This window comes from Enterobacter sp. BIDMC 30, from assembly GCF_000534355.1.
In the GTDB taxonomy this organism is placed as follows: Bacteria; Pseudomonadota; Gammaproteobacteria; order Enterobacterales; family Enterobacteriaceae; genus Enterobacter; species Enterobacter ludwigii.
Genome location: NZ_KI973169.1, coordinates 4,086,194 through 4,104,065 on the forward strand (window position 1 = coordinate 4,086,194; position 17,872 = coordinate 4,104,065).

Sequence of the window (17,872 nt, forward strand, 5' to 3'; positions counted from 1 at the left end):
GAAGAGGGAGGGGACATCATTAACTCACCAGCGCCTGCCCGTCTTTGCGGCTCTCTGTCGCCGCCACATAGTGCCCTTCCGGCATACGATAAATCACCTGCGCGCCGCCGAAGTTGTAATCCTGGAGCGGATCTTCCACCACGATCTGGTGCCCGCGCTCACGCAGTGCGGCGATAGTATTGCGATCGAACGTCGATTCGACGATCACTTCCCTGCCCTGCACCACGCGCCAGCGAGGCGCATCAATTGCCGCCTGTGGGTTTTGCCCGTGCAGCATGATGCGCAGCGCCATCTGCATATGCCCCTGCGCCTGCATTGGCCCGCCCATGACGCCAAAGGACATCAGCGGTTTACCGTTGCCGTCCATCGCAAAGCCCGGAATGATGGTGTGGAACGGACGCTTACTGCCCGCCAGCGCATTCGGATGGTTTGGATCCAGCACAAAGCCACAACCGCGGTTTTGCAGACTGATCCCGGTCTCCGGCACCACAATCCCGGATCCAAAGCCCATATAGTTGGACTGAATAAAGGAGATCATCATACCGCTGGAATCTGCAGCGCTCAGGTAGACCGTGCCGCTCTGCGTCGGCGAACCGTAGACGAAATCGGAGGCGTTATCGGGGTCGATAAGCGCCGCGCGCGACGCCAGGTAACGATCGCTCAGCAATGCCTGGGCCGCGAACTCCATGTGTTCTTCATCAGCGACGTAGCGATCGAGATCCGCCAGCGCCAGTTTCATCGCTTCAATAGACAGATGAAGCGACTGCACGGAATCCGGATGATGTTTTTCAATTCCACACTGCTCCAGAATACCGAGCGCAATCAGCGTGGCGATGCCCTGCCCGTTTGGCGGCAGCTCCTGCACCGAACCACCGGCAAAATCACGCGACAGCAGTTCTACCCAGTCCACACGATGATTGGCCAAATCCTCTGCCGTCAGGTGCGCGCCATGTTCTTTCGCGAAAGCGGCAATTTTCTGCGCCAGCTCGCCGCGGTAAAACGCTTCACCGTTGGTTCTGGCAATCAGCTCCAGCGAATGAGCCTGCGCCGGGTTACGGAAGATCTCGCCAACCCGGGGAGCACGCCCTTCCGGTGCAAAGCAGGCGCTAAAGCCTGGCTGATCTTTGAGCTTGTTATAACCCCGCTGCCAGAGATGGCCAATCAACGGGGAGACCGGAAAACCGTTACGCGCATACTCGATGGCAGGTTGCGCCAGCGTAGTGAGCGGCAGCGTGCCAAAACGTTCTGCCAGCGCCACCCAGCCCGAAACCGCACCCGGCACGGTAACGGCGTCCCAGCCAATTTCCGGCACCGCGGTTTTCCCGGCAAACAGATCCGCATGCCAGCTGGCAGGCGAGCGGCCTGAGGCGTTCAGGCCGTGGAGTTTTTCACCATCCCAGACGATGGCAAAGGCATCGCTGCCAATACCGTTGCCGGTGGGTTCAACCACCGTCAACGCCATGGCGGTTGCAACCGCCGCATCAACCGCGTTCCCGCCGAGCTGCAGCATTTTCATTCCCGCCTGGGCCGCCAGCGGCTGAGATGTCGCCACGGCGTTGTGGCCCATCATCGGCGGGCGTCGTGAATCGTAACCGGAAGTGAAATCAAGCGCTTTGGTCATCATGACTCCTTAGTCATGGCGCGGATCGAGCGCATCGCGCAGCCCGTCGCCGAGTAAATTAAAGCCCTGCACGGCAAGAAAAATCGCCACACCGGGGAACACAGACATCCATGGAGCCTGCTCAAGGAAACCTTTCGCGGTATTAAGCATTGAGCCCCATGACGGGTTCGGCGGCTGCTGGCCTAACCCCAGAAATGAGAGGCTGGCTTCAGCAATGATTGCCGAGGCAATGGCCAGCGTGGCCTGCACCAGAATCGGAGACATCACATTGGGCAGAACATACTTAATGATGATCCAGCGATCCGGCAGGCCAATCGCCCTTGCGCCGTCGATATACTCTTCGTTGCGAATGGCGATCACCTGGCCGCGCGTCAGGCGGGCGAAGATCGGCATTGCGGAGAGGCCAATGGCGATCATGGCGTTGGTCAGGCTTGGGCCCAGAAACGCCCCGAGCGCGATCGCCATGATTAGGAACGGACAGGCCAGCAGCGCTTCAATAAAACGCGAGATCACGCCGTCCCACATCTTCTGGAAGTAACCCGCCACCAGCCCCAGCGGAACGCCAATGACCACGGCGATCACCACCGACATACAGCCAGCCATCAACGACGTTCTCGCCCCCCAGATAATGCGGGACAAAATATCGCGGCCCAGTTCATCGGTCCCAAACCAGTACATCGCCGAAGGCGCTTTGCGCACCGCCAGGAAATTGGCTTTCACCGGATCAAAAGGCGCGATCCACGGCGCCAGCAGTGCCACCAGCACAAAAAAGCCCACCACTACGGCACCCATCACCGCGCTTTTATTGGCGAGAAATTTCTTCAGCACCCGGTTCTGCGCACGGGGCTGAACCGCGGCAATGGTTTGAGTTGTCAGTTCCGCCATGCTTAACCTCGCATTTTCGGGTTGATAAGAACGTAAAGCACGTCGGTCAGCAGGTTCAGCAGCAGGAAACCGATCGCCACGATAAGCACCACCCCCTGCACCACCGCATAGTCACGGTTAAAGACCGAATCGACGATCATCTTGCCGAACCCTGGAATGGTGAAGACCTGTTCGGTCAGTACCGCGCCCCCCAACAGTTCGCCGAACAGCAGCGTGGTCAGGGTGATCACCGGAACCAGCGCATTGCGAAACGCATGCTTCAAAATCACCGCCTTTGGCAACAGCCCTTTAGCCCGTGCGGTGCGGATGTAATCGGCCTTCATTACCGCGATCATGGAGGCGCGGGTATGGCGCATCAGCGTGGCCGCCAGCCCCGTTCCCAGTACCGAGGCAGGCAACAACAGCGTACGCAGGTTCTGGATCGGATCTTCACTAAACGGCACGAATCCCGACGCTGGCAGCCATTGCAGATTGACCGAGAAGACCAGAATCAACAGGATCCCGAGCCAGAAATGCGGTATCGAGATCCCCGAGATCGCCACAAAGTTGGCACCGTGATCGACCCAGCTGTTTTTATTGACCGCCGCGAGGATCCCCATGCTGATGCCAAACACCAGCGCGATGATCATCGCCAGCAGCGACAGCTCCAGCGTCACCGGCAGTTTGCTGGCAATGAGCTGGGTGACCGGCTCGTGAGTGCGTAAGGAGACACCAAGATCGCCCTGCAGCGCGCGCGTCAGCCAGTTGAAGTACTGCACAGGGATGGGCGCATCGAGATTGAGCTCAGCACGCAGCTGGGCGATCACCGCCGGATCGCGCTCCTCCCCGGCCATGGCGATCAGCGGATCGCCGGGCAGCAGTTTTTGCAGGCCGAACACCATCATGCTCACCAGCAGTAAGGTCGGGATGGCCAGCAGCAGACGTTTGCAAATCAGTTCCAGCATGGGTTCTCCTCAGGCCAGTTATTTCGCCAGCATCAGGCCAGCCAGACGCACAATGCCGTCCGGATACGGTTTAAAGCCCTGCACGCTCTTGTTCAGACCAAAAATACGCGGTTCAAAATAGAGGTAGGCAATGGGCATATCCGTCTGCAGCTGTTTCACTACCTTGTCGTACAGCGGCTGACGGACGGCTTTGTCGTTGCTCAGGCGCGCCTGCGTCAGCCATTCATCCACCTGCGCGTTACTGTAACGACCGTCGTTAAGGGTGCCTTTGCTGTTAATGAAGCCGTAGATGCTGCCATCCGGATCCGGACGACCCGACCAGCCAGAGAAGCTCAGCTGATAATCACCGCTTTGCTGGCGGTCGAGCAGCGTGGCGAACTCGGTCATTTGCAGGTTCAGGTTAAAGCCAGCCTCTGCGACCATCGCCTGCAGTACCTGACCGACCTGCTGTGAAGTTGGGTTGTTGGGCACCAGCAGATTGACGTTCAGCGGCGTAGTGACGCCTGCCGCTTTCAACAGCGCTTTGGCTTTGTCGACATCGCGTGGTGGCACCGGCAGGTTAACGTGATACGGACTTACGGTAGAAAACGCCTGGTTTGCCGGGGTGTACAGTCCCTCGAAGACCACCTGATTTAACGCATCGCGATCGATTGCCTGAGAAAATGCCTCACGCACGCGGGCATCCTTAAACGGATCGTTCGCCGGGACCTTGCCGTTATTGATATTGAAGGTAATGCCCTGATAACCCAGACCGGTCACCTTCGCCAGCGCCAGTTTGCTGTCGGCTTCGACGGTTTTAACGTCGCTTGCGGCAATGCCTTCCGTTAGATCAAGATCCCCTGCACGCAGGTTAGCCAGACGCACGGAAGCATCCGGGATCGGCAGATAAATAATTTTGTCGAAGTGGTAAGCGCCTTTGTTCCAGTAGTTGTCAAAACGCGTCAAAACGATACGGTCCTGCGAGACGCGGCTGTCGAACTTATAGGGGCCAGAGCAGACCGGATGGGCGGCAAAGTCAGGCTTTTTCGCGGCGTCGGGTGCCATCATCGCCCCGGCGCGATCGGTAAGCTGCATCAGCAGTGCGGCATCAGGTGTTTTCAGATGCAGGGCAATCTGCATCGGGCCTGTCACCTCAACGGACTCAACGGACGAGATTTCACTTTTACGCAGCGAACCTTTTAACGTCAGCGCGCGGTCGAGGTTGTATTTTGCCGCGGCGGCGTCAAATTTTTCACCGTCATGGAAGGTCACACCTTCACGCAGATCCATGGTCAGCGTTTTGCCGTCGTCACTCCAGGCCCACGATTTCGCCAGGCCGGGAACCACTTTCAGATGCTCATCCACGTCCACCAGCCGGTCGCACAGAGAGGCAAAGACAAAACGGCCATAATAGGTGCGCGCAAGATGCGGATCGAGCATGTCCGGATCCGCACCCAGACCAATTCGCAGTACGCTTTCAGAATGGGCGGGCAGCGCCGCGCCAAGCAACATAACACTTCCCAGTACGGTCAAAAGAGAATTACGCATTGTCATTATCATGAGTTCCTTGAAGGAAGGGAGGAGTGAGTGGCCGCGTGTTCAAACAGCGCGCGGCGGCGCAGAAAGGCTGCGGATGGCGGTGCTATCTGGATAACACTGCGATCGCGGTTAATCTCCTGCCAGCGATGGCAGGCAATCTGGCGTCCCCCGTCCAGCACCTGATTGATCGGCTCGACCTGGCGACATTCATCCGTGGCATACGGACAACGGGTATGGAAACGGCAGCCTGACGGTGGGCTGGCCGGGTTCGGTAAATCCCCCTGCAGCAGAGGTGCCACGCGCGGCGCGCCTGGCTGCATCTGGGGGGCGGAGGCGATTAACGCCTGCGTATAGGGGTGTAGCGGGGCATCAAAGATTTCGTCGACTGTCGCAAGCTCAACAATTTGCCCGAGATACATCACCGCCACACGGTCACTCATATGGCGAATAACCGCCAGGCCATGGGCGACAATCACCATTGTCAGACCCAGCTGGTGCTTCAGACTTTCCAGCAGGTTGACCACCTGCGCCTGAACCGAGACATCCAGCGCGGAGACCGGCTCGTCCCCCAGCAACAGCTTTGGACCGGAGGCCAGCGCACGCGCAATACCAATTCGCTGACGCTGCCCTCCGGAAAATTCGTGCGGATAACGTTGCGCCCAGGCCGCTGGCAGCCCTACGGTGTTAAGCAGCTCCGCCACCCGATATTGCCTGTCGGCTTTCTTCATCGACTGGTGTAGCCACAGCGGCTCACCGACGATCTGCTCGACCGTCATGCGCGGGTTTAACGATGCGAAAGGATCCTGAAAGATGATCTGCAGCTCCCGCCGCAGCTGGTTCAGACGCGCTCCCGAGGCGTGAGTGATCTCTTCACCCTGATAAAATACGCGTCCTTCGCTGGCCGCCAGCAGCCGCAAAAGAAGACGGCCCAGCGTCGATTTTCCGGATCCGGACTCGCCCACAATCGCCAGCGTTTCACCAGGCATGACGGAGAGAGAAACCCGATCGACCGCGGTGACAAAACGTGCTGGGGTAAACAGTTTTTTAGGGCCGGGAAAAAGCTTGCTCAGGTCCCGGGCTTCAAGAATGGGCGTCGTCATGCAATTTCTCCCAGCGCAATATGTTGTTCCAGCGGCACGCGGAAGCAGGCCACCTGATGGTCGGTCTCCATCGCCGTCAGCGACGGCTTTTCGTCATGACACCGCGCTTGCGCGAAGGGGCAGCGGGTAGCGAACCGGCACCCTTTGGGCATGGATTCCGGCAGCGGAACGGCTCCGGGAATAGTGGAAAGCGCACCTTTACGTGCGCCGAGGGACGGAATCGAGCCCATCAGTCCTATGGTGTACGGGTGTTGCGGGTCGGCAAAAATGGCCTCCACGCTCCCCTGCTCTACCACCTGTCCGGCATACATTACCGCCACCTGCTGCGCGACTTCCGCCACCACCCCCAGATCGTGGGTGATCATTAACACCGCCGTACCGGTCTCTTCTTTGAGGGTATTAAGCAGCGCGAGGATCTGCGCCTGAATGGTCACATCCAGCGCGGTTGTCGGCTCGTCGGCAATCAGCAAACGTGGATGGTTAATCAGCGCCATCGCAATCATCACGCGCTGACGCATCCCCCCGGAAAGCTGGTGCGGATACGCTTTCAGGCGCATTTCTGCTGCCGGGATCTGCACCTTCTCCAGAATCTGCAGCGCAACCTTCATCGCCTCTGCACGAGAAAGTTTCTGATGGCGCATCACCGCTTCACTGAGCTGGTCTCCCAGCGTGAAGGCAGGGTTGAGCGAGGTCATTGGCTCCTGGAAAATCATTGCCAGTTCGCTGCCGCGAAGATCGGCATATTCCCGCGGTGAAAGCTTTCGTAAGTCGTGACGACGGAACTGCATCTCGCCGCTGACGATCTGTGCGCTGGCGGGCAGTAAGCCCATCAGCGCTAATGAGGTGATACTTTTCCCGCAACCGGATTCCCCCACCAGCGCCAGCGTTTCTCCCGCGTTGACCGTCAGTGAAATACCATCAAGCACGCTCACCGGAGAGCCGGCGAACGTTACGTTAAGATTTTGCAGCCGCAGTACAGGCGTGGGGTCCTTAAACGGGATCGTCGTCATAGCGTGAAGTCGTCCTCAAGGTGAATAGCCTGAATCAGGGCTGACTGCAGGCTAAGCAGGTGTTCGCGCATGGCGGCCGCTGCTTCATTAGGCTGGCGATGGATAATCGCAGACATGATTTTTTGATGGTGGTCGTTATAGTGATCAACCCGCTCGGGTGTACGGGCTAATTCGCGCAAATGCTGCCAGCCCGGTTCACGTCTGACGGCATCAATGGCATCAAACAGGCCAAGCATCAGGCGATTACCGGCAGCCTCGGCAATGGCGCGGTGAAATGCGCTATCCCAGAGTTCGTTGAGATCGCGGTCGTCCGGGCTGACCTTATCAATGCGTTCCAGCATGCGCTGCATAAGCGCGAGGTTTTCCCTGGTGGCACGCAGTGCCGCAAGCCGGGCTAAGCCGGGTTCGAGCTGAAGACGAGCTTCCATGACTTCCAGAAGGTTGGTTTGCTGAACCAATCCCTGAAGGGCCAGAGGTTCAACAGGTGCTGACGGGCCTATAAAGGTCCCTTTGCCCTGTTTACGCCAGATCCGCCCCTCCTCTTCCAGCACATCCAGCGCACGACGTACTTCACGTCGTCCTACGCCGAGAGTCTCCGACAGCTCACGTTCAGTGGGCAGCGGAGTGCCTGGTGTTGACTCATGCTGGTTGATCAGTCCGCGCAGCTGCTCAAGCGCGGTGCTGGAATTGGCCAGAAACCGTGACGGTTTTTCCATATTGGTTCGCTCGCTATCATCATTACTTTATTTTTATTAACGATAAGTTATTGATATGACGTGCTACTTACCGTGCTAATGATTAAGCAATAAACGAACCAATAAAGCATTGGTTCATGAACTTTCTGAAGGGATGGAGATAAGCGAATGATTTTCTGTGAATTATTTTTTACAAAATTACACATCTGCTCCGCTGCCATAATGACAATCGGTGGCAAAATGCACAAACACGGTGCAAATTATGCACTATCATTGATCAAATGTTAATTAATTGCACCACAGATATTAACTTTTTGTTAATAAAGACAGGGGGCGGATAAAGAAGATTTGCAGACGCAGAAACGACGAAGGCCTGAATCATTTCTGATTCAGGCCTTCTGAATAGTGGCGGAACGGACGGGACTCGAACCCGCGACCCCCTGCGTGACAGGCAGGTATTCTAACCGACTGAACTACCGCTCCACTGTTCCCGCTGGGGGAACGAGGCGCATATTACGGTTTGCCTCCGGACTCGTCAACGCTTTTTCTCACGTTTTGAATCGTTTGCTGCAAAATTCACCCAAACGATGATTTTACAGGCATTCCGGCCCTTTTTCAGGCCCGCCACATGCAGCTTCCGCCTTTCTTCTGCACTAAATCAAGACGGGATTCATGGTTAAGTAACTCTTCATCACTGGCTAAAACCACCCGCAAACGACTGGCCTGGCGAACAACGCGTTGAATCCCCGCTTCCCCCTGCGTCTGCTGCGATTCATTTTCCATGCTGAACTTCATGGACGTCTGACCACCGGTCATCGCCAGGTAGACATCCGCCAGGATCTGGGCATCGAGCAATGCGCCGTGCAGCGTTCGCTTGGTGTTATCTATTTCATAGCGAGAACAGAGCGCATCCAGGCTGTTACGCTTGCCAGGAAACATTTTCCTTGCCAGCGCCAGGCTATCGGTCACCTTACAGAACGTGTTCGTTTTCGGAATATCGCGATGGAGCTTACTGAACTCATAGTCCATAAAGCCGATATCGAACGACGCGTTGTGAATGATAAGCTCGGCGCCTTTGATATATTCCAGAAATTCGTCTGCCACTTCCGCGAAGGTCGGTTTATCCAGCAAGAACTCATCGGCGATACCGTGCACGCCGAACGCTTCTGGGTCTACCAGCCGGTCGGGTTTGAGGTAGACATGGAAGTTGTTCCCCGTAAGACGACGGTTCACCACTTCAACGGCACCGATCTCGATGATCTTGTGCCCTTCGTAGTGCGCGCCGATCTGGTTCATACCGGTGGTTTCGGTATCGAGGACAATCTGGCGAGTAATTGCAGTGCTCATAGCGGTCATTTATGTCAGACTTATCGTTTAACTGAACGTTTCAAATACAGGAAGTCTACCAGAGATGCGTAAACAGGTAGAAATTTTCACCGATGGATCTTGCCTTGGCAACCCAGGGCCTGGCGGTTATGGCGCGATTATGCGCTATCGCGAGCATGAAAAAACTTTTAGCGAAGGCTATTTTCTGACCACCAACAACCGCATGGAGTTGATGGCCGCCATTGTGGCGCTGGAAGCGCTAAAAGAACACTGCGATGTGGTGTTGAGCACTGACAGCCAGTACGTACGCCAGGGGATCACCCAGTGGATCCACAACTGGAAAAAACGCGGCTGGAAAACGGCAGACAAAAAGCCGGTCAAAAACGTCGATCTCTGGAAACGTCTTGATGCTGCGCTGGGCCAGCACGAGATTAAATGGGAATGGGTTAAAGGTCACGCAGGCCACCCCGAAAACGAACGTTGTGACGAACTGGCACGGGCAGCGGCATCCAACCCCGCTCATGAAGACACAGGCTATCAGCCCGAATCCTGATCAGGGTTTTCTGTACTGCCGCGTGGCGCCCACGGTCTGGCGAATGGGCGATTTCGATTTACTCTGCTTCATCGGATTAAGCGTAAGGGGGATGGTCCGCTTACGCGCGACAATAAATTGCATGCAGCCTAATGCCGGCAGATGGGTGCTCAGAACAACGCCCCCCTGCCGCGCCCAGGGAAGTACCTGAAAACCGCCCGAGCAGAGCACCTCAAAATTCAGCAGTGAAAGCCAGTCAAGCTGGCGCATCATCGTGAACATCCTGCTGTTATACGGCGGTGTCCGGCGAAGCACCGGAACCAGCTTGCGCAGCCCCATCAGACTCAGCGGATTGAACCCGCTGAGTATCAGCCAGCCATCATCAATCAGGACGCGGTCGGCCTCGCGCAGCAGGCGATGAGGATCGCTGCACCAGGGCAACGTGTGTGTCAGCAGGCAGGCATCAACGGACTTTTCCGCAAACGGCAGATGTAAAGGATCCGCTTTCACCTGAACCGGCGATGCGCCAAGAGAGACATTAACCTGATGTGAGATAGCGCAGCTTTCGGTATTGATTTCCGCGCTGAGATTGCCAATCTTAAGCAAGTGAAAACCATACATTTTCGCGAGCCAGGGTTTAAGCTGCTGTTCCAGGTTCTCGCGATAGTATTCACCCCAGGGCAATTCGGCCCAACGTTCAGGTGCCGGGACAATCTGAGGTATCCTTGCCGGTTTCATCAACACACCCACCACGCTATAAGAGGTAATTTATGAATCTTATCAGTATTCCCGCCTTTCAGGACAATTACATCTGGGTTTTAGTCGATGACGAGCGTCGGTGCGTCATTGTCGATCCTGGAGAATCGGCTCCTGTATCAGACGCGATAAAAGAGAACGGCTGGCAACCAGAGGCCATCCTTCTGACCCATCATCATAACGATCACACCGGCGGCGTTGCTGACCTTCGTGCCCAATTCCCGTATCTGGTGGTTTACGGACCGGCAGAGACACAAGATAAGGGAACAACGCAGGTAGTCGAAGAAGGTGAAAATATCCTCATACGCGAGTGGGAGTTTTCTGTATTTGCCACACCAGGTCACACTTTGGGACATCTTTGTTTCTACAGCAAACCTTATCTTTTTTGCGGCGACACGCTGTTCTCCGGCGGCTGTGGAAGACTTTTTGAGGGCACCCCAGCCCAGATGTACCAGTCATTACAGAAGATTAGCGCATTACCTGACGATACCCTTATTTGTTGCGCACATGAGTATACATTAGAAAATATGAAGTTTGCGGCGAGCATCTTGCCAGAGGATCGGGCGATTCAAGATTATTATCACAAAGTGAAGGAGTTACGTGCAAAAAACCAAAAAACACTCCCCGTAATTCTGAAAAATGAGCGTAAAACTAATTTATTTTTACGAACAGATGATATTGATTTAATTGATGAAATTAACAAAGAAACAAATTTGTCACAACCAGAACAACGATTTGCATGGTTAAGGTCAAAGAAAGATAACTTCAGATAATTGCGGGTTGCCTTTTCAAAATTTCGCCGTTATCATCGCTCGTCTTTTAAGCAACTATTGACACACACATGAAGGCAAAAGCGATATTACTCGCCTCTGTCCTGCTTGTAGGTTGCCAGTCGCAGAACGGCAGCAACGTACAACAGCACGCACAGAGCCTTTCTGCAGCTGGTCAAGGGGAAGCAGGGAAGTTTACAAGTTCAGCGCGATGGATGGACGATGGGACGTCTTTCGCACAGGATGAAGACTTGTGGACCTCTATTGGCGACGAGCTAAAGATGGGAATTCCGGAAAACAACCGGATTCGCGAACAGAAGCAAAAGTATTTAAGAAATAAGAGCTATCTCCACGATGTAACTTTACGGGCAGAGCCGTATATGTACTGGATAGCCGGGCAAGTTAAGAAACGTAACATGCCGATGGAGCTGGTACTCCTACCCATAGTGGAGAGCGCTTTTGACCCACACGCGACGTCTGGCGCCAATGCCGCAGGCATTTGGCAGATCATTCCGAGCACCGGGCGAAACTATGGTTTGAAACAGACCCGCAACTATGATGCGCGTCGTGATGTTGTCGCTTCAACGACAGCCGCTCTCGACATGATGGAACGTCTTAATAAGATGTTCGACGGCGACTGGCTCTTAACGGTCGCAGCGTATAACAGTGGCGAAGGTCGTGTACTGAAGGCAATGAAAGCGAATAAAGCACGGGGTAAATCCACCGATTTTTGGTCGCTCTCACTGCCACAGGAAACGAAGATTTACGTACCGAAAATGCTGGCATTGAGCGATATTCTCAAGAACAGCAAGCGTTACGGTGTACAACTGCCAACACCAGACGAAAGTCGTGCACTGGCGCGTGTTCGCCTCAGCAATCCGGTTGATATTCAACAGGTTGCTGATATGACGGGTATGTCGGTAAGTAAACTGAAAACCTTTAATGCTGGCGTTAAAGGCTCAACGCTGGGGGCCAGTGGTCCGCAGTATGTAATGGTTCCGCAGAAGCATGCTGAGCAGTTACGTGAGTCTTTAGCATCGGGTGAAATTGCCGCTGTTCAGTCAACACTGATCGCGGATGCATCATCCGTGAACAGCCGCAGCTATAAGGTTCGGTCAGGTGATACGCTTTCGGGCATTGCCTCACGTCTTGGCGTGACGGCAAACGATCTGCAGCAGTGGAATAATCTGCGCAGCTCAGGCCTGAAAGTGGGTCAGACTCTGACGGTGGGTGCAGGTAACAGTGCACAGCGTCTCGCCAGCAACAGCGATAGCATTACCTATCGTGTGCGTAAAGGTGATTCACTGTCCAGTATCGCAAAACGACACGGCGTAAATATCAAGGATGTGATGCGCTGGAACAATGATACTGACAATCTGAAACCAGGCGACCAGCTAACGTTGTTTGTGAAAAACAGCGCCACGCCAGACTCCTGATGACACGACCTAACGATAAAAAGGCACCGATTCCCCTCGGTGCCTTTTTTCTTTACGCTGCTTTTTGCGCTTCAGCCATGATGGTATCGCTGGTAAATGATCCATCATCCTGCAATTCAAAGTACGCCTTCACTTCCGCCGACGCGCTATCCTGATACAACCGAATGGCCTGGCTTAACGCTTCCGGCGTGCGCATACGGGCAATCCACGAGCTGAACTCCAGCGGCAAGCGGTCCGTTATCAATGCACGTGTGATCAGCCCCGCTTCAGTAATCAGCGCCAACCACTCCCCGCTGGAGTAGTTTTGCACATGCGAGGTATCGCGCAGCGCTTCAACCGTTTGCAGCCAGATATTACGCACCGGATGTCCCGGCGACATCACATCCATAATGATAAAGACCCCGCCCGGCTTCAGAACGCGTTTAACTTCACGTAAAGCCTGGCCGACATCATGCCAGTGATGGGCAGAATAACGGCTGATAACAACTTCAAATGAGGCATCTTCAAAGGGTAAGGATTCGGCATAGCCCTGACGCGTTGCGATGTTGTTCAGCCCTTTGTCTTGTGCGGCCTCTGCAACCACCTCCAGCATCTGACTGGATAAATCATAGGCCGTGACCTGCGCCACCTGCTGTGCTGCCGTGAAGCTGGCATGCCCGGCGCCACAGCCTAAGTCCAGAACGTGCGCGTGCGGCACTGCCGCCAGGCGTTCACCGAGACGGACCAGATCACGGCCAGACGCGTGCACTGCACTGCTCAGATAAGCATTTGCCTGGGAGCCAAACTGTTTTTCTACGTTGTCATGATGGGAGTGTGTTGTTGTCATCGTACTGTCCTTTTGTTGTTTAAAATAAAGGGCAGCACCCGAATGGCCTGCCCCACGGCAGACCTGACATACCATTATTTATCAGGTTTGCCGGGACTGAATTCAACGAGTAGAGGATTGTGATCGGAGGCACGCGTCACCAGAACAGAGGCGTCGTGAACGTTCAGACCACGATAGAAGACAAAATCGAGAGGACGACCAAACGCTTTCTTGCGCTGGTCATCGCTAAAACGAACTTCACGCAGCGACATTTCGCGTGCAAAGCGATACAGCGCATTCATGCGCGGACGGCTCCAGGCATTAAAATCCCCGGCCATAATGATGGGCCCGCTGTGATGGGCGATCTGGTCACCGATCGGAAGTAACTGCTTACTATACACATCCACGCCCAGGCTGAAGTTGACCGCGTGGATATTCACAACCATCAGCATGCGCGTGTCCGGCAGCGGGTAGACCGTTACCAGCGCCGATTTCGCCAGACGCAGAATCGGCTCGCGTTCGCGCAGCGGGCAGCAATAGACCGGATGAGCCGAAGAGAGGGTCATCACGCCAGAAGGATGTTGCGGCAAGACAAACGCGGGAACCTGGTCAGCAGCAAGGTAGTGAGTCGTAGCAAACCTTACCAGCTCGGGGGTGGTTTGCGCCTCCTGCAACAGCACCAGATGGGCGTCTTTCCCAAAATTCTTGAGTACCGATAACCACTCAGCGCGCTGTTGTTTAAAGATGTTCCACACCAACACCCGGATTTTTTCATCGCTGCTTAAGGGTGTCCCGGCAGGTAATGCCTGACTTATGCTCGCAAACGACCCCGGAGGCAAGATCCTCTCCGCGGGCATTCCGGCAACATAACGCATGGCATAGGTATTTTTTCGCACTTTTGGAAACGGCCTCTGTAACATGAACCAGCCCGGAAAACGGACTGGTTCTAATGTTATAGGGACTTTAGGTTACACTTTCAACGCAATTTCAGATAAACCGCTTTCCAGTTTTGTAAGCAAGCACTTACTGATGTTATCCCAGCACTACACGAGCGGGTTTATCAAGGCGCCCACTCAGGCTAATCAGCAGGAAAGCGACCAGAACAATCACCGCACCAATCCATGGCGTTTGGGTTAATCCGAAATGTTCAACGGTTTGCCCACCAATGATGGAACCCAGCGCAATCCCAATATTGAACGCGGCAATATTCAGGCCCGATGCGACATCTACCGCGTTGGGTGTATAAAGTTCGGCTTTTTGTACCACGTAAACCTGCAGGCCTGGCACGTTACCAAAGGCGAAGATCCCCATCACCAGTACCGTTATCAGTGCGGCGTATTGCATCGATGCCGTGAACTGGAAAATCATCAGCAGAACAACCAGTGCTGCGAAGATAAACTTCAGGGCCGGCACTGCACCATGTTTGTCCGCAAGCTTCCCTCCCCAGATATTACCGATGGCGACGGAGATACCATACCCCAGCAAAATCCAGCTCACTGCACTGGGTGAGAAGCCTGCCAGGTCCTGCATCATCGGAGCCAGGAAGGTGAAAGCCGTGAATACCCCTCCATAGCCGAGCGCTGTGACGGCGTAGATGATCAGCAAACGCGGATGCGTGAGTACCTTCAGCTGATCGCTCAGGCTGGCACTCGCACGTCCTGCAATCGTCGACGGTACCAGCAGCAGGCTGGCAACCAGGGCAATCACCCCCAGTAAAGAGACGGCAAGGAAGGTTTCGCGCCAGCCAAAGTGCTGTCCGATAAACGTTCCTAACGGTACACCCGTGACAAGAGCTACAGTCAGACCACCGAACATAATCGCGATGGCGTATGCTGCTTTCTCTTTTGGTACCAGGCTGGTTGCAATAGTTGAACCAATGGAGAAGAACACACCGTGAGCGAGACCGGTCAGCAGCCGGGCAATCACCAGCGTGGTGTAGTCCGGCGCCTGCCAGGCCAGAATATTGCCAGCGGTGAATAACACCATCAGCGCAACCAACAGCTGCTTACGCGGGAAACGTCCCGTCAACGCGGTCAGGACGGGGGCGCCGATGGCAACCCCGAGCGCATAGATAGAAACCAACAGGCCGGCAGAGGGCAGCGAGATTGAAAGCTGGTTAGCTATCGTAGGCACCAGTCCTACGATAACAAATTCGGTCGTGCCAATTGCAAAGGCACTGATCGTCAGGGCAAGTAGCGCCAGTGGCATAAATAACTCCATATCATCAGGATTAAGATGACAGGCAGTATGCGCCAGTGCTTAAATAACAAAAATGGTCAAAATATCAATAGAATTTTGCAGGTAGTGCAACAATGAAAGCAACGTCGGAAGAGCTGACAATTTTTGTCGCCGTCGTCGAAAGCGGCAGTTTTAGCCGTGCGGCCGAGCAGCTGGGGCAGGCTAATTCAGCCATCAGCCGCTCGGTGAAAAAACTGGAGATGAAGCTCGGCGTCAGTCTTCTCAACCGAACGACGCGTCAGCTAAGCCTGACGGAGGAAGGCGAGCGTTATTTCCGCCGTGTGCAGTCTGTCCTGCAGGAGATGGCGGCGGCAGAAACAGAGATTATGGAAACCCGTAGTACGCCGCGCGGATTGCTGCGCATTGATGCGGCAACACCGGTTGTTCTTCATTTTCTGATGCCGCTGATCAAGCCTTTCCGCGAACGCTATCCGGAGATGACGCTCTCGTTAGTTTCCTCAGAGACGTTTATCAATCTCATCGAGCGGAAAGTGGATGTGGCGATCCGGGCCGGCACCCTGACCGACTCGAGCTTGCGGGCCCGCCCTCTTTTTGCCAGCTACCGCAAGATAGTCGCATCACCGCAATACATCGCAGAGCATGGCAAACCAGAGACGGTTGAAGAACTGAAGCAGCACCTGTGCCTGGGCTTCACGGAGCCCGTATCGCTGAACACCTGGCCTGTGGCCTGTCATGATGGTCAACTGCATGAAATCACCAGTGGGTTATCGTCCAACAGTGGAGAAACGCTGAAGCAGCTTTGCCTCGAAGGGAATGGGATCGCCTGTTTGTCGGACTATATGATTGATAAAGAAATTGCACGCGGTGAGCTTGTAGAGCTGATGGCAGATAAACGTCTGCCTGTGGAGATGCCTTTTAGTGCAGTTTATTACAGTGACAGAGCGGTAAGTACGCGCATACGCGCCTTTATCGATTTCCTGAGCGAACATATAAAAACAGCTCCCGGGGGAGCTGTGTGAGGGTTTCAGGTTACAGAGGAAAGGGTCAATATTAATCCCAGTCAGGTGCCAGACCTTCAGGGCTGACCAGACGATCGTTGCATTCCAGGGCAGCGATCGCTTTTTTGTCTTCGGCGTCCAGCTGGAGATCCCTCGCTAACAGGTTACTGGCCAGGTTTTCACGTCGGGTTGAAGAGGGGATCACGGCGTAACCTTCACCCATCGCCCATGCCAGAATCACCTGTGCAGCCGTTGCGCTATGTTTCTCTGCGATACGATTAATCACGTCATCTTTCAGTGCTTTACCGTAGGCCAGGGTCATATATGAGGTGATGTGGATGCCGTGCTGTTTTGCCCAGTCCACGACTTTGCGGTTTTGCAGGTAGGGAGAGAGTTCAATCTGATTGGTTGCAATGTTTTCTGCCCCCACGGCGGCTATGGCTTTTTCCATCAGCGGAATGGTGAAATTAGAAATACCTATTTCACGCGTTAAGCCCTGCTCTTTCGCTTCAAGCAATGCCTGCATGAACACCTCGACTGACACGGCATCGTTCGGTGATGGCCAGTGGATCAACGTCAGATCCACATAGTCGGTACGCAGTTTTTCCAGGCTCTCTTTCAGGCTGGGGATCAATTTGTCTTTGCTGAGGTTTTCAATCCAGATTTTGGTGGTGATGAAAAGCTCGCTGCGCGCTACGCCGCTCTCTTCGATAGCCTGACCAACGGCAGCTTCGTTATCATAAATCTGCGCCGTATCAATTGCGCGATAGCCGAGTTCAAGTGCAGTTTTAACGGATGCGATAACAACGTCGTCTTTCAGGCGGAAAGTGCCCAGACCCAGTGCAGGGATAGTCATGTAATCCTCGTTATTCATAATGATTGTTAACTGAGGAGGATTATCGCTGCTGCCGTTATGCAGAAAAAGAGCGTTTAACGCAGAGGATATTTGCTGATTTGGCAATAATGATACGACAGATATGAAAAAAGCCCTGAGCGTTAACTCAGGGCTTTTAATAAGTGGCGGAACGGACGGGACTCGAACCCGCGACCCCCTGCGTGACAGGCAGGTATTCTAACCGACTGAACTACCGCTCCACCGAAGACTGCTGTAACCACCGGATTTATGCACCGGCTTACTACGTAATTTGATGCCTGGCAGTTCCCTACTCTCACATGGGGAGACCCCACACTACCATCGGCGCTACGGCGTTTCACTTCTGAGTTCGGCATGGGGTCAGGTGGGACCACCGCGCTAAAGCCGCCAGGCAAATTCTGTA

At 54.6% G+C, this 17,872-nt stretch carries 17 protein-coding genes, 2 tRNA genes and 1 rRNA gene; 4 read left to right on the forward strand and 16 right to left on the reverse strand.

Translation table 11 applies throughout. The features are described 5' to 3' along the window. Positions 1–19: 19 nt before the first annotated feature. The 9 genes from L466_RS03190 to dnaQ all read right to left on the reverse strand — a co-directional run bounded on the left by L466_RS03190 (position 20) and on the right by dnaQ (position 9,120). Positions 20–1,621, reverse strand: coding sequence for a gamma-glutamyltransferase family protein (locus L466_RS03190; protein ID WP_020882793.1), 1,602 nt, complete (start codon positions 1,619–1,621; stop codon positions 20–22). Positions 1,622–1,630: 9 nt separating this feature from the next. After that, positions 1,631–2,506: an ABC transporter permease gene (locus L466_RS03185; RefSeq protein WP_014168751.1), complete on the reverse strand. Its 876-nt coding sequence runs from the start codon at positions 2,504–2,506 to the stop codon at positions 1,631–1,633. Positions 2,507–2,508: 2 nt separating this feature from the next. Then, the gene (locus L466_RS03180; RefSeq protein ID WP_032681616.1) at positions 2,509–3,450 is read right to left on the reverse strand and encodes an ABC transporter permease; all 942 of its coding nucleotides are present in this window, start codon (positions 3,448–3,450) and stop codon (positions 2,509–2,511) included. A gap of 18 nt (positions 3,451–3,468) precedes the next feature. Beyond that, complete coding sequence (locus L466_RS03175; RefSeq protein ID WP_074439250.1) at positions 3,469–4,983, reverse strand: ABC transporter substrate-binding protein; 1,515 nt, start codon at positions 4,981–4,983, stop codon at positions 3,469–3,471. Between the two features lie 2 nt (positions 4,984–4,985). Beyond that, entirely contained in the window at positions 4,986–6,068 is a 1,083-nt protein-coding gene (locus tag L466_RS03170) for an ABC transporter ATP-binding protein (protein ID WP_032681617.1), read from the reverse strand. Continuing rightward, positions 6,065–7,078, reverse strand: coding sequence for an ABC transporter ATP-binding protein (locus L466_RS03165; protein ID WP_025205120.1), 1,014 nt, complete (start codon positions 7,076–7,078; stop codon positions 6,065–6,067). The genes L466_RS03170 and L466_RS03165 overlap by 4 nt, the downstream gene beginning before the upstream one ends. Beyond that, positions 7,075–7,794 carry a FadR/GntR family transcriptional regulator gene (locus L466_RS03160; RefSeq protein ID WP_014168746.1) on the reverse strand — a complete coding sequence of 240 codons (720 nt, stop codon included), beginning with the start codon at positions 7,792–7,794 and terminating at the stop codon, positions 7,075–7,077. The genes L466_RS03165 and L466_RS03160 overlap by 4 nt, the downstream gene beginning before the upstream one ends. 385 nt (positions 7,795–8,179) lie before the next feature. Further along, a tRNA-Asp gene (locus L466_RS03155) sits at positions 8,180–8,256 on the reverse strand. Positions 8,257–8,388: 132 nt separating this feature from the next. Beyond that, positions 8,389–9,120 carry a DNA polymerase III subunit epsilon gene (gene dnaQ, locus L466_RS03150; RefSeq protein ID WP_032677465.1) on the reverse strand — a complete coding sequence of 244 codons (732 nt, stop codon included), beginning with the start codon at positions 9,118–9,120 and terminating at the stop codon, positions 8,389–8,391. A gap of 64 nt (positions 9,121–9,184) precedes the next feature. Between dnaQ and rnhA the strand changes: the two genes are divergently transcribed. Beyond that, on the forward strand, positions 9,185–9,652 hold the full coding sequence (gene rnhA / locus L466_RS03145) for a ribonuclease HI (protein ID WP_014168741.1): 468 nt from the start codon (positions 9,185–9,187) through the stop codon (positions 9,650–9,652). Here the strand turns inward: rnhA and L466_RS03140 are convergent, their stop codons facing one another. Next, the gene (locus tag L466_RS03140) at positions 9,653–10,369 is read right to left on the reverse strand and encodes a class I SAM-dependent methyltransferase (protein WP_032681618.1); all 717 of its coding nucleotides are present in this window, start codon (positions 10,367–10,369) and stop codon (positions 9,653–9,655) included. Between the two features lie 32 nt (positions 10,370–10,401). Between L466_RS03140 and gloB the strand changes: the two genes are divergently transcribed. Together gloB and mltD are read left to right on the forward strand one after the other, a co-directional pair. Continuing rightward, on the forward strand, positions 10,402–11,160 hold the full coding sequence (gene gloB / locus L466_RS03135) for a hydroxyacylglutathione hydrolase (protein WP_032681619.1): 759 nt from the start codon (positions 10,402–10,404) through the stop codon (positions 11,158–11,160). 68 nt (positions 11,161–11,228) lie between these two features. Next, positions 11,229–12,593 (forward strand): murein transglycosylase D, encoded by a 1,365-nt coding sequence (gene mltD / locus L466_RS03130; RefSeq protein ID WP_014168738.1) that lies wholly within the window; start codon positions 11,229–11,231, stop codon positions 12,591–12,593. 52 nt (positions 12,594–12,645) lie between these two features. Here the strand turns inward: mltD and L466_RS03125 are convergent, their stop codons facing one another. From L466_RS03125 to L466_RS03115, 3 genes are all read right to left on the reverse strand, one after another. Then, the gene (locus L466_RS03125) at positions 12,646–13,419 is read right to left on the reverse strand and encodes a class I SAM-dependent methyltransferase (protein ID WP_032681620.1); all 774 of its coding nucleotides are present in this window, start codon (positions 13,417–13,419) and stop codon (positions 12,646–12,648) included. 74 nt (positions 13,420–13,493) lie between these two features. After that, positions 13,494–14,294, reverse strand: coding sequence for an endonuclease/exonuclease/phosphatase family protein (locus L466_RS03120; RefSeq protein WP_025205128.1), 801 nt, complete (start codon positions 14,292–14,294; stop codon positions 13,494–13,496). A 136-nt stretch (positions 14,295–14,430) separates the two neighbouring features. Continuing rightward, entirely contained in the window at positions 14,431–15,606 is a 1,176-nt protein-coding gene (locus tag L466_RS03115) for an MFS transporter (protein ID WP_032681621.1), read from the reverse strand. Between the two features lie 104 nt (positions 15,607–15,710). Between L466_RS03115 and yafC the strand changes: the two genes are divergently transcribed. Then, positions 15,711–16,616, forward strand: coding sequence for a DNA-binding transcriptional regulator YafC (gene yafC, locus L466_RS03110; protein ID WP_014168734.1), 906 nt, complete (start codon positions 15,711–15,713; stop codon positions 16,614–16,616). Positions 16,617–16,647: 31 nt separating this feature from the next. On the opposite strand, the gene dkgB is transcribed toward yafC, so the two are convergent. The 3 genes from dkgB to rrf all read right to left on the reverse strand — a co-directional run bounded on the left by dkgB (position 16,648) and on the right by rrf (position 17,861). After that, positions 16,648–17,451, reverse strand: a complete 804-nt coding sequence (gene dkgB / locus L466_RS03105; RefSeq protein WP_032682051.1) for a 2,5-didehydrogluconate reductase DkgB — start codon at positions 17,449–17,451, stop codon at positions 16,648–16,650. 162 nt (positions 17,452–17,613) lie between these two features. Continuing rightward, positions 17,614–17,690: transfer RNA gene (locus tag L466_RS03100), tRNA-Asp, on the reverse strand. Positions 17,691–17,745: 55 nt separating this feature from the next. Further along, positions 17,746–17,861: ribosomal RNA gene (gene rrf, locus L466_RS03095) — 5S ribosomal RNA — on the reverse strand. Positions 17,862–17,872: the final 11 nt, after the last annotated feature.

Excerpts from the sequence above, each read along its gene's own strand:
- L466_RS03160 (WP_014168746.1), bottom strand. The coding sequence starts at position 7,794 with ATGGAAAAACCGTCACGGTTTCTGGCCAATTCCAGCACCGCGCTTGAG.
- rnhA (WP_014168741.1), top strand. The coding sequence starts at position 9,185 with ATGCGTAAACAGGTAGAAATTTTCACCGATGGATCTTGCCTTGGCAAC.
- L466_RS03185 (WP_014168751.1), bottom strand. The coding sequence starts at position 2,506 with ATGGCGGAACTGACAACTCAAACCATTGCCGCGGTTCAGCCCCGTGCG.
- L466_RS03140 (WP_032681618.1), bottom strand. The coding sequence starts at position 10,369 with ATGAAACCGGCAAGGATACCTCAGATTGTCCCGGCACCTGAACGTTGG.
- mltD (WP_014168738.1), top strand. The coding sequence starts at position 11,229 with ATGAAGGCAAAAGCGATATTACTCGCCTCTGTCCTGCTTGTAGGTTGC.
- dnaQ (WP_032677465.1), bottom strand. The coding sequence starts at position 9,120 with ATGAGCACTGCAATTACTCGCCAGATTGTCCTCGATACCGAAACCACC.
- L466_RS03165 (WP_025205120.1), bottom strand. The coding sequence starts at position 7,078 with ATGACGACGATCCCGTTTAAGGACCCCACGCCTGTACTGCGGCTGCAA.
- L466_RS03170 (WP_032681617.1), bottom strand. The coding sequence starts at position 6,068 with ATGACGACGCCCATTCTTGAAGCCCGGGACCTGAGCAAGCTTTTTCCC.
- L466_RS03175 (WP_074439250.1), bottom strand. The coding sequence starts at position 4,983 with ATGACAATGCGTAATTCTCTTTTGACCGTACTGGGAAGTGTTATGTTG.
- dkgB (WP_032682051.1), bottom strand. The coding sequence starts at position 17,451 with ATGACTATCCCTGCACTGGGTCTGGGCACTTTCCGCCTGAAAGACGAC.
- yafC (WP_014168734.1), top strand. The coding sequence starts at position 15,711 with ATGAAAGCAACGTCGGAAGAGCTGACAATTTTTGTCGCCGTCGTCGAA.
- L466_RS03180 (WP_032681616.1), bottom strand. The coding sequence starts at position 3,450 with ATGCTGGAACTGATTTGCAAACGTCTGCTGCTGGCCATCCCGACCTTA.
- L466_RS03190 (WP_020882793.1), bottom strand. The coding sequence starts at position 1,621 with ATGACCAAAGCGCTTGATTTCACTTCCGGTTACGATTCACGACGCCCG.
- L466_RS03125 (WP_032681620.1), bottom strand. The coding sequence starts at position 13,419 with ATGACAACAACACACTCCCATCATGACAACGTAGAAAAACAGTTTGGC.
- gloB (WP_032681619.1), top strand. The coding sequence starts at position 10,402 with ATGAATCTTATCAGTATTCCCGCCTTTCAGGACAATTACATCTGGGTT.
- L466_RS03115 (WP_032681621.1), bottom strand. The coding sequence starts at position 15,606 with ATGCCACTGGCGCTACTTGCCCTGACGATCAGTGCCTTTGCAATTGGC.